At 46.3% G+C, this 13176-nt stretch carries 9 protein-coding genes; 5 read left to right on the top strand and 4 right to left on the bottom strand.

Annotated features, from left to right (window positions below):
- Positions 1-9: 9 nt before the first annotated feature.
- Complete coding sequence (uvrA, locus tag QMF28_RS09120) at positions 10-2907, bottom strand: excinuclease ABC subunit UvrA (RefSeq protein WP_281742414.1); 2898 nt, start codon at positions 2905-2907, stop codon at positions 10-12.
- Positions 2908-2944: 37 nt separating this feature from the next.
- On the opposite strand from uvrA, the gene QMF28_RS09115 reads away from it, so the two are divergent.
- Together QMF28_RS09115 and ssb are read left to right on the top strand one after the other, a co-directional pair.
- On the top strand, positions 2945-4129 hold the full coding sequence (locus QMF28_RS09115; protein ID WP_281742413.1) for an MFS transporter: 1185 nt from the start codon (positions 2945-2947) through the stop codon (positions 4127-4129).
- 81 nt (positions 4130-4210) lie between these two features.
- Entirely contained in the window at positions 4211-4666 is a 456-nt protein-coding gene (gene ssb, locus QMF28_RS09110; RefSeq protein WP_068319607.1) for a single-stranded DNA-binding protein, read from the top strand.
- A gap of 77 nt (positions 4667-4743) precedes the next feature.
- Here the strand turns inward: ssb and queF are convergent, their stop codons facing one another.
- The 3 genes from queF to ilvA are packed head-to-tail and all read right to left on the bottom strand — an operon-like array spanning position 4744 to position 8008.
- Positions 4744-5571, bottom strand: coding sequence for an NADPH-dependent 7-cyano-7-deazaguanine reductase QueF (gene queF / locus QMF28_RS09105; protein ID WP_281742412.1), 828 nt, complete (start codon positions 5569-5571; stop codon positions 4744-4746).
- A gap of 8 nt (positions 5572-5579) precedes the next feature.
- On the bottom strand, positions 5580-6488 hold the full coding sequence (locus QMF28_RS09100) for a 5'-nucleotidase (protein ID WP_068319603.1): 909 nt from the start codon (positions 6486-6488) through the stop codon (positions 5580-5582).
- Positions 6488-8008 (bottom strand): threonine ammonia-lyase, biosynthetic, encoded by a 1521-nt coding sequence (gene ilvA / locus QMF28_RS09095; RefSeq protein WP_281742411.1) that lies wholly within the window; start codon positions 8006-8008, stop codon positions 6488-6490. Before ilvA ends, QMF28_RS09100 begins: the two co-directional genes overlap by 1 nt.
- A 134-nt stretch (positions 8009-8142) precedes the next feature.
- On the opposite strand from ilvA, the gene QMF28_RS09090 reads away from it, so the two are divergent.
- The 3 genes from QMF28_RS09090 to ubiE are packed head-to-tail and all read left to right on the top strand — an operon-like array spanning position 8143 to position 13123.
- Entirely contained in the window at positions 8143-11982 is a 3840-nt protein-coding gene (locus QMF28_RS09090; RefSeq protein WP_281742410.1) for an FAD/FMN-binding oxidoreductase, read from the top strand.
- Entirely contained in the window at positions 11982-12380 is a 399-nt protein-coding gene (locus QMF28_RS09085) for a gamma-butyrobetaine hydroxylase family protein (RefSeq protein ID WP_281742409.1), read from the top strand. The genes QMF28_RS09090 and QMF28_RS09085 overlap by 1 nt, the downstream gene beginning before the upstream one ends.
- Positions 12380-13123: a bifunctional demethylmenaquinone methyltransferase/2-methoxy-6-polyprenyl-1,4-benzoquinol methylase UbiE gene (gene ubiE, locus QMF28_RS09080; protein ID WP_216246649.1), complete on the top strand. Its 744-nt coding sequence runs from the start codon at positions 12380-12382 to the stop codon at positions 13121-13123. The genes QMF28_RS09085 and ubiE overlap by 1 nt, the downstream gene beginning before the upstream one ends.
- Positions 13124-13176 lie beyond the last annotated feature (53 nt).

The following is a 13176-nucleotide window of genomic DNA, read 5'->3' as shown; positions in this document are numbered from 1 at the left end:
GATAGCGCCTTACTTTTTCTTTTTGCTTGCTACAGGGGTCGGCGCTTTGCGAGTTAGTAATGGTGCCAAGTAGTGACCTGTAAAACTCACTTCATTCTTAGCCACATCTTCCGGTGTACCAGTAGCAATAATCTGTCCACCACCAGCACCACCCTTAGGACCTAGATCAATAATCCAATCTGCCGTCTTAATGACATCGAGATTGTGCTCAATGATGACAATCGTGTTGCCCTGTTTCTTGAGTGTCTGAATGACTGTCAGCAATAACTGGATGTCATGGAAATGTAAGCCAGTAGTCGGTTCATCGAGGATGTACAAGGTTCTGCCAGTGTCACGTTTGGAAAGTTCTAGAGAGAGCTTTACGCGTTGCGCTTCGCCGCCAGATAAAGTGGTCGCGCTTTGTCCAAGCTTCACATAACCCAAGCCAACATCAAGCAATGTTTTGAGTTTGCGCTTTACTACAGGAACTGCTTCAAAGAATTCATGGGCTTGTTCGATGGTCATCGATAGCACTTCATGAATATTCTTACCCTTGTAACGAATATCTAAAGTCTCGCGGTTATAGCGTTTACCGTGACAAACATCGCAAGGAACATAGACATCTGGCAAGAAATGCATTTCTACCTTGAGAACGCCGTCGCCCTCACAAGAATCGCAGCGACCACCTTTAACGTTAAAAGAGAAACGACCTGCCTCATAGCCACGTTCGCGTGAAGCTGGAACGCCTGCAAAGAGTTCTCTGATTGGAGTAAAGAGTCCCGTATAAGTGGCTGGGTTGGAGCGTGGTGTTCTGCCAATCGGTGACTGGTCAACGCTAATGACTTTGTCAAAATGATCTAAACCTTTAATTGCATCGTGCGCTGCTGGTTCTGCATTAGAGCCATATAGATGCTGGGCTACAGCATGATGCAGGGTGTCATTAATGAGAGTCGATTTACCGGAGCCTGAAACGCCAGTAACGCAGGTTAACAATCCAACTGGAATCTTGGCGTGCACTGATTGCAAATTATTGCCGCGTGCACCAATGATTTCTAAGAAACGATCGTTTACTGGAATGCGATTTTCTGGAACAGCGATCGCCTCGCGTCCAGCAAGGTAAGCGCCAGTTAAAGAGTTCGGATTGGCTTCTACTTCTGCTGGGGTGCCTTGAGCAACCACCTCACCACCATGAACGCCTGCTCCAGGGCCAATATCAATCACCCAGTCAGAGGCGCGAATCATATCTTCATCGTGTTCAACCACTAAGACGCTATTGCCCAAATCACGTAAGTGTTTTAGCGTGCCAATGAGGCGGTCATTATCACGTTGATGTAGACCAATCGATGGTTCATCTAAGACGTACATGACGCCGGTTAAGCCAGAGCCAATCTGGCTTGCCAGGCGGATACGCTGCGCTTCACCACCTGAAAGAGTATCTGCACTACGTTCTAGAGAAAGGTAATCAAGGCCTACGTCATTTAAAAAGCGTAGACGTGCACCAATCTCTTTAACAATCTTGTCGGCGATTTCTCGTTTAGCACCTTTGAGCTCAAGCGTTTCAAAATATTCTTTTGCCTCTTTTAGAGGTAGGGCGCTGATTTCATAAATAGCGCGCGATTGTTTTTTCTCGCCCACTTTGACAAAGCGAGCTTCTTTGCGTAAACGACTGCCGTTACATTCAGGACATGTTTGTACATTTTGATAACGCGACAATTCTTCACGCACTGTCATGGAGTCGGTTTCGCGATAGCGTCTTTCAAAGTTCGCAACAATGCCTTCAAAAGCATGCTCACGAATGCTGTTCTTGCCACGCTCGTTGATGTACTCAAATGGAATGGTGACATCGCCAGAGCCCAATAAAATCAGGTCCTGCTGTTTCTTGTTGAGTGTCTCAAATGGTTTTTCTACGTCGAAGCCGCCATGCTTAGCTAAGGTCTGCAGTAACTTGAAATAGAACTGATTACGACGATCCCAGCCTTTAATGGCTCCTGATGCCAGCGATAAATCTGGATGAGCAACAATTCGTTTGGGATCAAAGAAGGACTGGTGGCCTAGACCATCGCAGGATGGGCAAGCGCCCATTGGATTATTGAAGGAGAAGAGGCGAGGCTCTAATTCTTGCAAGGAGTATGAGCACACTGGGCAAGCAAACTTGCTTGAGAAGATCATCTCTTTGCCAGTATCCATATCAACGATCATGGCTTTGCCATCAGCTAGGCGCAAAGCAGTCTCAAAAGACTCCGCTAAACGTTGCTGAATATCGGGGCGTACTTTAATGCGATCGACAACCACTTCAATCGAGTGTTTATCGTTTTTCTTCAGCGTTGGTAGTTGATCAACTTCAAAGATCTCCGCCTTAGCAGCATTAGCTGTGCCGCCGCCAGAGCGTACCCGGAAGCGCACAAAGCCTTGTGCCTGTAGGTCTTGGAAGAGGTCAACGAATTCGCCTTTTCGCTCGCTGATAACAGGAGCCAAAATCATAAACTTCGTATCTTCGGGCATCGACAATACGGTGTCGACCATTTGAGAAACGCTTTGCGCTTCTAATGGAAGATCGTGATCTGGACAATGCGGCGTTCCGGCACGTGCAAATAGCAAACGCAAGTAATCATGAATTTCAGTAACGGTACCTACGGTTGATCGAGGGTTATGGCTAGTAGCTTTTTGCTCGATCGAAATCGCTGGCGATAACCCTTCAATCGTGTCAACGTCTGGTTTTTCCATGAGTTGTAAAAACTGACGTGCGTATGCAGAGAGGGACTCAACATATCGGCGCTGGCCTTCTGCATAAAGAGTGTCGAAAGCCAATGAGCTTTTGCCTGAACCGGATAAACCAGTGAGGACGACTAATTTCTCTCTAGGGATGTCTAGATTGATGTTTTTGAGGTTGTGGGTGCGGGCACCGCGGATCTTGATTTCGTTATTCATGATTTTTTAGCGTAACTTGTTAATATAGCTCTTTCCCATGAATTCTTCTGAACTTCGCTCCACTCTGGCCTTAGCAGGCATCTTTGGCCTCCGCATGTTGGGCTTATTTCTGCTATTGCCCATCTTCAGCATTCATGCACGAGGCTTGCCGGGTGGTGAGCATGCCCTTTGGGTTGGTTTGGCGCTTGGGATATTCAATATTGTTCAGGCCTGTTTTTATATCCCTTTAGGTCGTTTATCGGACCGAATTGGGCGTAAACCAGTCGTTTTGTGGGGACTGTCCTTATTTGTAGCTGGCGCTCTGATTTGTGCCGCCAAAGATGATTTGTTGTGGATTGCGATTGGTCGCGGAATTATGGGTGCTGGAGCAGTTTCAGCTGCTATTTCAGCCTGGGTGGCTGATTTAACCCGAGAACAAGTTCGCACTCGAGCAATGGCCTTGGTTGGTGGCAGTATTGCCCTCTCATTTGCTCTTTCTTTGGTGATTGCTGCTCCGATTTATCGCGCGATAAGCCTCAGTGGAATTTTTATTGTTCTAGCGGTGTTAGGTGTCATTGCGATGTTTGTCACTTATTACATCTTGCCAACAAGTAAACCAGAAGCAAAAGTTCAACAAGCTTCTTTGAAAGAAGTTTTCTTTCGTCCAGAGTTGATGCGTTTAAATCTCGGCGTATTTGTATTGCATGCAACTCAAGTTGCTATGTTCTTGGTAGTGCCAAGGCTTTTGGTACAAGCAGGTTTACCACTTTCTTCGCATTGGGAAATTTATCTTCCTGTAGTGCTGCTCTCATTTGTCTTCATGGCGCCTGCAATTATTTATGGCGAGAAGAAGCAGAAATTAAGAACGGTATTGTTAGTAGCGATTGTTTTGTTATTGATTGCTGAAACACTATTCACCCAAGCTAATTCAGTCATGTCTATAGCGACTGCGCTACTAATTTATTTTGTTGGCTTTAATTTGCTGGAGGCTTTGCAGCCATCCCTAGTGTCACGTTTTGCAAAAGAATCTAAGGGCACCGCCCTAGGTGTTTATAACACTACGCAATCGATTGGCTTGTTCTCTGGGGCTGTAATTGGAGGTTATTTAATGGATAGCCATGGTGATTTATCGGTCTTTGCAATGGGGGCAGTGCTCTTGGTTTGCTGGCTTATAATTGCTCGGTCGATGGGTGAAATGCCAACGAGAGCAACAGAATCAAAGGATGCAGCCACAAAGACATAACCGCAGCTTCATAGATTAAATTAAAGCGAGCAGTTTATTTTTTAGCAGTAATAACAGTAGTATTTTTCTTCGGGAGACAACATGGCTTCGGTAAATAAGGTCATCATCGTAGGTAACGTAGGGCGCGATCCAGAAACTCGTTACATGCCAAGCGGCGACGCCGTTACAAACATTTCAGTAGCAACATCTGATCGCTACAAAGACAAACAAACTGGCGAAATGAAAGAAACCACAGAATGGCACCGTGTTGCATTCTTCGGTAAGCTTGCAGAAATCGCTGGTCAGTACCTCAAAAAAGGTTCACAGGTTTATGTTGAAGGTCGTCTGCGTACTCGCAAATGGACTGACGCTAGCGGCCAAGAAAAGTATTCCACAGAGATCGTTGCAGAAACTATGCAAATGCTCGGTGGCAAGCCAGTTGGTGGCAGTGGTGATGGCGGCGAAAGCTACAGCCGCTCAAAGCCGGCTGAGCAGTCTGCTCCAGCAGCCTCCAACGCTGCATCACTAGGTGCAATGGACGACGATATTCCGTTTTAAACAAGACTAACTAATGCGGTGAATGCCGCAATACCAAAAACCCCTTCTAGGATTTCCTGCAAGGGGTTTTTATTTGTCTACTGTCTTGCGTGACGAATATTTTCAGGCCACGGAGAGTTGTGGTCGGTGCGAAAAGGATTGATATCTAGTCCACCGCGTCTTGTATATCGCGCATACACAGACAACTTCTCTGGTTTGCATTGACGCTTGATATCCGTAAAGATAGTTTCTACGCAATGCTCATGAAACTCACCTAATTGTCTAAAGCCAATGAGATAACGCAATAAACCTTCTTCCAGAATTGGTCTGCCTTGATAGCGAATTTGTACGCTTGCCCAATCTGGTTGACCTGTCACAGGGCAATTAGATTTGAGCAGGTGGGAAACTAGGCATTGTTCAATTGGGCCAAAGGATTCATTCACGCCCAGCAGGCTTGGGTCTGCGGGTAGGTTTGGATCAATTTCAATATCCAGGCGATCCATCAAGATGCCGCCCATTTCTTGCATCCCTTTTTTAGAGATAGCTTCCGTAGGGTTGATGCGAGTAGTAATTTTGCTGCCAGCAACTGCTGATAGGTCTGTAATCAGTCTGTCTTTAACTTCATTATCATCTTCAAAGCGTGCGCTGTTGAGGCTGTTGAGATACAACTTAAAGGATTTGGACTCAATCATGTTGGGCGAGTCAGCCGGAATTTGAAACTCCGCTAAGGCAATTTGCGGCTTTCCTTTTTTGTTGAGCCAACTCAGCTCAAATGCATTCCAAATATCCACCCCAACGAATGGCAGCGCCTGATTTTCTTTGATGCCAAGTTTCTTGCGATTTTCTATTCTTGGAATGGGAAATAACAAGCTTGGATCGTATTGATCTGGATATTGCGTGGATTGTCCGAGCGGAAGTGTTGCCATGAATTGTTTTATTTCTTGGGCTTGTTAGATACGCCTGATACTACATGCCCTGTTGGCGCAACAGATGCTGCAGATTGGCAGTGACCAGTTTGATCGTCAAAGAAGAAGTCCGGCTCAAATTCTCTTAAAAACTCACTCTTCGAGAGGCCACCTAAAAACATTGCTTCATCAACATCAATACCCCATGCCATCAGAGTACGAATGGCGCGCTCGTGTGCAGGCGCAGAGCGCGCTGTCACTAGTGCAGTACGAATGCGCATGCCATTTTCACTAGTGGAGCGCTGCAGTCTGTGGAGCGCTTCGAGCAAGGGTTTAAATGGGCCTGGAGGCAAGGGAATATCGACCTTTTTGCTCTCATGATCAACAAAGGCCTCAAGTCCTTTTTTCTGAAACACTTGTTCAGCTTCATCTGAAAAGAGTACCGCGTCACCGTCAAAGGCAATACGGATTTCATTCGGGTGAGACTCTGCTGTTTTGCTGGATTCCGGAAAGACACGCGCCGCAGGAAATCCAGCATCAATCGTTGCGCGTACATCATCTTCATTTGCAGATAAAAAGAGGTTGGCATGCAGTGAGCGTAGGTAATGGTACGGTGGGCGACCTCTCGTGAATACGCCACGTTCAAGATGCAAGCCGTGATGCTCTGCAGAGCGGAAGACGCGTAGGCCGCTTACGGGATCGTTGCGAGAAAGAATTACCACTTCAACGCGCTGCTCACCCTCTTCATTAAAGGCGAGTAGTTTCTTGACCAATGGAAAAGCCACCCCTTTTTGGGCTGCTTCACTCAAACGCTCAAGCTGCAATTTCATATACGCGCTGTCATCGGTTGATTCAAAGATGCGGTTTTCTTCTTCGAAATCAAACAGGGCGCGCGAGGAGATCGCGACGACGAGTTTCCCGGTGAGTGTGTATGACATTATTTAAGAAACAAACGATAAGCAGGGTTATTGCTCTCATCCCAGTGTGGGTAGCCTAGGCCAGCCAAAAAGCTTTGGAATTTCTTCTGCTCATTCTTGGGGACCTGTAGACCAACCAAAATACGTCCATAGTCAGCGCCATGATTACGATAGTGGAACAAGCTGATGTTCCAGTTCGGCGCCATGCTGGTGAGGAACTTCATCAAAGCACCTGGACGCTCTGGAAATTCAAAGCGATAGAGCAATTCATCTTTAGCGAGCGCAGAATGTCCGCCCACCATGTGGCGTAAATGTGACTTCGCTAATTCATCGTGAGTCAGGTCAATCGTTGCAAACTTTGCTTTGCGGAAATGCTTTGCAATTGTTTCGCTATCACCAGACTTTTGTGTGCTGATGCCTACAAAAATATGCGCTTCGCTTTGATCACCAATGCGATAGTTAAATTCAGTTACATTGCGTTTGCCAAGCAATTCGCAGAAGCGTTTGAATGAGCCGCGCTCCTCAGGAATTGTCACTGCAAATACGGCTTCACGGAACTCGCCAACGTCTGCGCGTTCGGCTACAAAGCGCAGGCGGCTAAAGTTTATATTAGCCCCGCAAGCCACAGCCACTAAGGTTTTCTTCTTGATCCGTTTTTTCTCAACGTACTTCTTCATCCCGGCAATGGCTAGTGCGCCAGCGGGTTCAAGAATGCTGCGAGTATCGGTAAAGACATCATTAATCGCTGCACAGATTTCATCTGTATCGACAGTGATAATTTCATCAACTACTTTTTTGCAAATGCGGAATGTTTCTTTGCCGACGAGTTTCACAGCAGTGCCGTCTGAGAACAAACCAACATCTTTCATCTCAATGCGCTTATTCGCTTTGAGCGATTGATTCATGGCATCTGAGTCTGACGCTTGAACGCCAATTACTTTTGTCTTTGGACTAACTGCTTTGATGTATTCGCCAATGCCTGCAATCAGGCCGCCACCACCAATAGCTACAAATACTGCATCGATTGGTTTTTCATATTGGGTAAAAATTTCATGGGCGATAGTTCCCTGGCCTGCAATGACATCCGGATCGTCGAATGGGTGAACAAAAGTGAGACCCCGTTTTTTGCCTAAAACTTCAGAATGCTTGAAAGCATCACTATAGGATTCGCCATAAAGGATGATTTCGACCCAAGATCCACCTCGAGCCTTAACTGCATCAATTTTGACACTAGGAGTGGTTACCGGCATCACGATTACAGCTTTGCACTTCATTTTGGCTGCCGATAGGGCAACGCCTTGGGCATGATTGCCTGCGGAGGCTGCAATAACCCCGCGTTTTAAGGCTTCCGGGGGTAAATGGGCCATTTTGTTATAGGCGCCACGCAGTTTGAAGGAGAAAACCGGCTGGTTATCTTCCCTTTTTAGAAGTACCTGGTTGCCCAAACGCTTTGTCAGCTCGGGGGCGGGCTGAAGCTCGGTTTCTCTGGCTACGTCATAGACGCGAGCCGATAAAATTTTCTTTAAATAGTTCGTTGCCATCCAATGAGCGTACCACGGATGGCTCCTAAGCCCTTAGATTTGCAAGGGTTTATCTAATTTGGGAGCAGCTTTCTCGGAATACTGCCAGTATCAGGATTGCTCTATTAAAATGCTTATTTATCAAATATGTCGCTATGAACGCCCCACTAGCTTTGAACCAGTTGTTGAACGCTGAGGCGGGTTCCCCCCGTCTGCGTGAAATTCCCTACAACTACACCTCCTTTTCCGATCGAGAGATTGTTATTCGCCTATTGGGTGAGGAGTCATGGCGCGTACTAAATAACTTGCGTGGCGTTCGCCGTACTGGCCGTTCTGCCCGGATGTTGTTTGAGATTCTCGGTGATATCTGGGTTGTTCAACGTAACCCTTTCTTGCAAGATGACTTACTTGATAGTCCAAATCGTCGCAAGCAATTAATTGATGCTCTCTGGCATCGCTTGGGCGAAGTCAAGAAGCGCAATAATGGCGACTCTGCAGATCAAGTCGAAATTTTATTAAGCGCTGCCTATCGCGCAATTGAAAATTTTGAAAATGGATTTAAAGAAGTTGAAGTCATTCGTAAGCGTGCTCGAAAAGAGTTGGGCCGTCATACCGCTTCTGACAATATTTGTTTTGATGGTGTGTCTCGTGCTGCGCACGTTACTGATGCAACAGACTGGCGTGTTGAGTTTCCACTCGTCGTTCTCAAGCCTGACTACGAATCCGAAATTCCGGGTTTAGTGAAAGCTTGTGTTGAATTAGGTTTGACAATTATTCCTCGTGGAGGCGGCACTGGCTATACCGGTGGTGCAATTCCGCTTTATGCAATGTCCGCAGTTATTAACACTGAGAAGTTGCAAGATATTGGTAGCGTCAAAGCTAAAAAACTTCCTGGCCTTGACCGCGAAGTGTCAACCATCTTTACAGGTGCAGGTGTTGTAACCCGCCGCGTATCGGATGCTGCAGAGCATGCTGGGCTTGTGTTTGCAGTTGATCCGACCTCTGCTGATGCCAGCTGTATTGGCGGCAATATTGCGATGAATGCTGGTGGTAAAAAAGCAGTTCTCTGGGGAACGGCTTTAGATAATCTCGCTAGCTGGCGCATGGTTGATCCAGAAGGCAATTGGTTGGATGTGGAACGTCTTGATCACAACATGGGCAAGATTCATGATGTGGCAATGGTGCGTTTTCAGTTAACTTGGTCCGAAGGAACAAGCGAACCTGGTCAGCGCGTTCTCAAAACAGAATTATTAGAAGTTGAAGGCAAGCGTTTCCGTAAAGAGGGTTTAGGAAAAGACGTTACTGATAAATTTTTATCAGGATTACCTGGCGTGCAAAAAGAAGGTTGCGATGGTTTGATTACCAGTGCAACTTGGGTTTTGCATCGCATGCCTAAATTCATGCGCACTGTTTGTTTGGAGTTTTTTGGTCAAGCACGCGAAGCTATTCCGAGCATTGTAGAAATCAAGGCTTACCTAGATGGATTAAGCAAGCAAGGCGGTCCAATTTTGGCTGGTCTTGAGCATTTAGATGATCGTTACCTAAGAGCGGTTGGTTACTCAACAAAATCTAAGCGCAATAGCTTGCCGAAGATGGTGTTGATTGGCGATATTGCAGGCGATGATGAAGAGGCCGTTGCCGCTGCAACTAGTGAAGTAGTGCGTATGGCCAATTTACGGGTTGGCGAAGGCTTTGTTGCCGTTAGCGCAGAAGCACGGAAGAAGTTTTGGCTAGATCGCGCTCGTACGGCCGCGATTGCCCGTCATACCAACGCATTTAAGATCAATGAAGACGTCGTAATTCCTTTGCCACGTATGGGCGAGTACACCGATGGCATTGATCGCATCAATATTGAGCTTTCTCTCAAAAATAAGCTCCAAGTGCTCGATGGTCTAGAGGCTTTCTTGAAGAAGAGTGCTCTGCCACTTGGTAAGAGTGATGCTGAGTACGAGATTCCAACAGCAGAAATCTTGGGCGATCGTGTTCAACAAGCTTTGGAGTTAATTGCTAAGGTGCGTACTCGTTGGGCTGATTGGCTCACACAGATGGATGTGCATTTCCCGCAACTACAAAATTACAGCTTGCGTGCTTCCTGGAAAGAGGAAGTACGTTCAGAGTTGCGCATCATCTTTGGTGGTCTGGCGTTTGAGCCTATCCTCACTGAGTTGGAAGCCATTCATAAAAACATTTTGCGTAAACGTGTCTTCGTAGCTTTGCACATGCATGCGGGTGACGGTAACGTTCACACCAATATTCCTGTGAACTCTGATGACTATGAGATGTTGCAAGATGCCCATCGTGCTGTAGACCGCATCATGAAGTTAGCGCGCTCTTTGGACGGTGTGATTTCTGGCGAGCATGGTATTGGTATCACCAAATTAGAGTACCTTACTGAAGCCGAGCTTAAAGATTTCCGTAGTTATAAGAATCGCGTTGATCCAGAGGGCCGCTTTAACAAAGGCAAATTAATGCCGCATGCAGATCTGAGCATGGCTTACACACCAAGCTTTGGTTTGATGGGTCATGAGTCAATCATCATGCAACAAAGTGATATTGGCGCGATTGCTGATAGCGTGAAAGATTGCTTGCGTTGCGGTAAATGTAAGCCAGTGTGCTCTACACATGTGCCGCGTGCAAACTTGCTTTACAGCCCACGCGATAAGATTCTGGCAACCTCATTACTGATTGAAGCCTTCTTGTACGAAGAGCAGACGCGTCGTGGTGTTTCGATTCGTCACTGGGAAATGTTTGACGATGTAGCTGCGCATTGCACCGTATGTCACAAGTGTTTGACGCCTTGCCCGGTCAAGATTGACTTTGGTGACGTGACTATGAATATGCGTAATTTATTGCGCAAGATGGGTCAGCAACGTTTTAATCCTGGTACTGCTGCGTCGATGTTTTTCCTTAATGCGACTAGCCCAGAAAGCATCCATCTTGCCCGCAAGACGATGATTGGTTGGGGTTACAAGCTACAGCGCTTGGGTAATGATGTTCTGCGCAAGTTCGCCAAACAACAAACAGCACACCCTCCTGCAACGGTAGGTAAGCCGAGCGTTAAAGAGCAGGTGATCTTCTTTGTTAACAAGAAGATGCCAGGCAATTTACCTAAGAAAACCGCTCGCGCTTTATTGGATATTGAAGACGCTAACTACGTACCAATTATTCGGGATCCTAAAACGACTTCTGCTGATACTGAAGCAGTGTTTTATTTCCCCGGCTGTGGCTCTGAACGTTTGTTCTCACAGGTAGGTTTAGCTACTCAGGCTATGTTGTGGAATGTAGGCGTGCAAACGGTATTACCACCGGGCTACCTTTGCTGCGGCTACCCACAGCGCGGCAATGGCGACTTTGATAAAGCTGAGAAGATGATCACGGATAACCGTGTCTTATTCCACCGCGTTGCTAATACCCTGAATTATTTGGATATCAAGACCGTCGTAGTTTCATGCGGCACTTGTTATGACCAGTTGGCTGGCTATCAGTTTGAGCAGATTTTCCCTGGTTGCCGAATTATTGATATTCATGAGTTCTTGGCTGAAAAGGGTGTGAAGCTCTCTGGCGTTACTGGCGTGAAATACATGTATCACGATCCTTGCCACTCACCAATGAAGTTGCAGGATCCATTGAAGACAGTCAATGAGTTAATCCAACTCGAAGATGGTAAAGCTATTGCTAAAAATGATCGTTGCTGTGGCGAGTCTGGAACTCTGGCTGTAACTCGTCCTGACATCTCTACACAAGTTCGTTTCCGTAAGCAGATTGAAATGGAAAAAGCTGCCAATGAATTGCGTCAAGGTGATTTCACTGGCGAAGTCAAAGTGTTGACAAGCTGCCCATCCTGTTTGCAAGGCCTGACACGTTTTGATGCTGATAGCGATACAACAGCGGATTACATTGTGGTGGAGATGGCGCAGAAGTTGTTAGGCAAAGACTGGATGCAGGACTACGTTGCTAAAGCAAACCAAGGCGGTATTGAGAGGGTTCTTGTTTAATGATTCCAAGCAATATCGTTGTGCATCAACAGTCCAAGGTTCTAGAGCTCTCGTACGAGAATGGCCAGACTTATAAATTACCCTTTGAGTTTCTAAGAGTTCTATCTCCCTCCGCTGAAGTTCAAGGTCATGGACCTGGGCAAGAAACATTACAAACTGGTAAGCGCGATGTCTTGATCGCAAATATTGAGCCTGTTGGCCATTACGCCCTCAAGCCAAGTTTTTCTGATGGACACGATTCAGGTTTGTACTCTTGGGATTTTTTATATTTCTTATGCGAAAACCAAGAGCAGTTATGGAAAGAGCATTTAGATAAATTGGCTGCTGCTGGTCTTGATCGTGATGCGCCTATGGTGCAGGCAGGACAGTCGGGCGGTCATTCTTGTGGAAGTCACTAATGAGTAAAACGCATTTTGGTTATCAAAGCGTTGATGAGGCCGAGAAGGCTGGTAAGGTCGCTGAAGTATTTCACTCGGTAGCTAGTAAATATGACGTGATGAATGACCTCATGTCATTTGGCTTACACCGTATTTGGAAAAAAATTACGATTGCGCGCGCAAATGTTCGCCCAGGTCAAAAGGTTTTAGATATTGCCGGTGGAACTGGAGACTTAGCTGCAGCATTTGCAAAAGCGGCTGACTGGGGTCGCAACCCCGACGCTCAAGTTTGGTTAAGCGACATTAATGCCTCTATGCTGGGAGTTGGTCGCGATCGACTCTTGGATCGCGGAATGGCTTTGCCTTGTGTGCAGTTTGATGCAGAAAAGATTCCATTTCCTAATAATCATTTTGACGTAGTTACGGTTGCCTTTGGTTTGCGCAATATGACGCACAAAGAGGTGGCTTTAGGTGAAATGCGTCGGGTAATAAAGCCGGGTGGCCGTGTATTGGTATTGGAGTTTTCGAAGCCAGATGCCTTTTTGCAGCCGGTATATGACACCTATTCTTTTAAAGTTTTGCCATGGTTGGGTGAGAAGATTGCCCAAGATTCAGAGAGCTATCGCTATTTGGCGGAATCCATTCGTATGCATCCAGATGCCCAAACCCTCAAAGAAATGATGTTAGGAGTGGGTTTTGATGAAGTGGAAACCCATAGGATGACTGGGGGTATCGTTGCCCTACATATTGGTATTAAATACTGATGGTTGTATAGTTTTTAAAGTCTTAAAAACTAAAGAAATTCAGCAGTTATAAG

Origin of the sequence: Polynucleobacter yangtzensis, assembly GCF_027924165.1 — a bacterium.
GTDB classification, from domain to species: Bacteria; Pseudomonadota; Gammaproteobacteria; order Burkholderiales; family Burkholderiaceae; genus Polynucleobacter; species Polynucleobacter yangtzensis.
Note: the sequence above shows the minus strand (reverse complement) of the source record. Positions and strands in the feature narration are given on the sequence as shown.

What these genes read in the sequence shown, in the direction of transcription:
- uvrA (WP_281742414.1), bottom strand. Translation starts at nt 2,907, where the DNA reads ATGAATAACGAAATCAAGATCCGCGGTGCCCGCACCCACAACCTCAAA.
- QMF28_RS09115 (WP_281742413.1), top strand. Translation starts at nt 2,945, where the DNA reads ATGAATTCTTCTGAACTTCGCTCCACTCTGGCCTTAGCAGGCATCTTT.
- ssb (WP_068319607.1), top strand. Translation starts at nt 4,211, where the DNA reads ATGGCTTCGGTAAATAAGGTCATCATCGTAGGTAACGTAGGGCGCGAT.
- queF (WP_281742412.1), bottom strand. Translation starts at nt 5,571, where the DNA reads ATGGCAACACTTCCGCTCGGACAATCCACGCAATATCCAGATCAATAC.
- QMF28_RS09100 (WP_068319603.1), bottom strand. Translation starts at nt 6,488, where the DNA reads ATGTCATACACACTCACCGGGAAACTCGTCGTCGCGATCTCCTCGCGC.
- ilvA (WP_281742411.1), bottom strand. Translation starts at nt 8,008, where the DNA reads ATGGCAACGAACTATTTAAAGAAAATTTTATCGGCTCGCGTCTATGAC.
- QMF28_RS09090 (WP_281742410.1), top strand. Translation starts at nt 8,143, where the DNA reads ATGAACGCCCCACTAGCTTTGAACCAGTTGTTGAACGCTGAGGCGGGT.
- QMF28_RS09085 (WP_281742409.1), top strand. Translation starts at nt 11,982, where the DNA reads ATGATTCCAAGCAATATCGTTGTGCATCAACAGTCCAAGGTTCTAGAG.
- ubiE (WP_216246649.1), top strand. Translation starts at nt 12,380, where the DNA reads ATGAGTAAAACGCATTTTGGTTATCAAAGCGTTGATGAGGCCGAGAAG.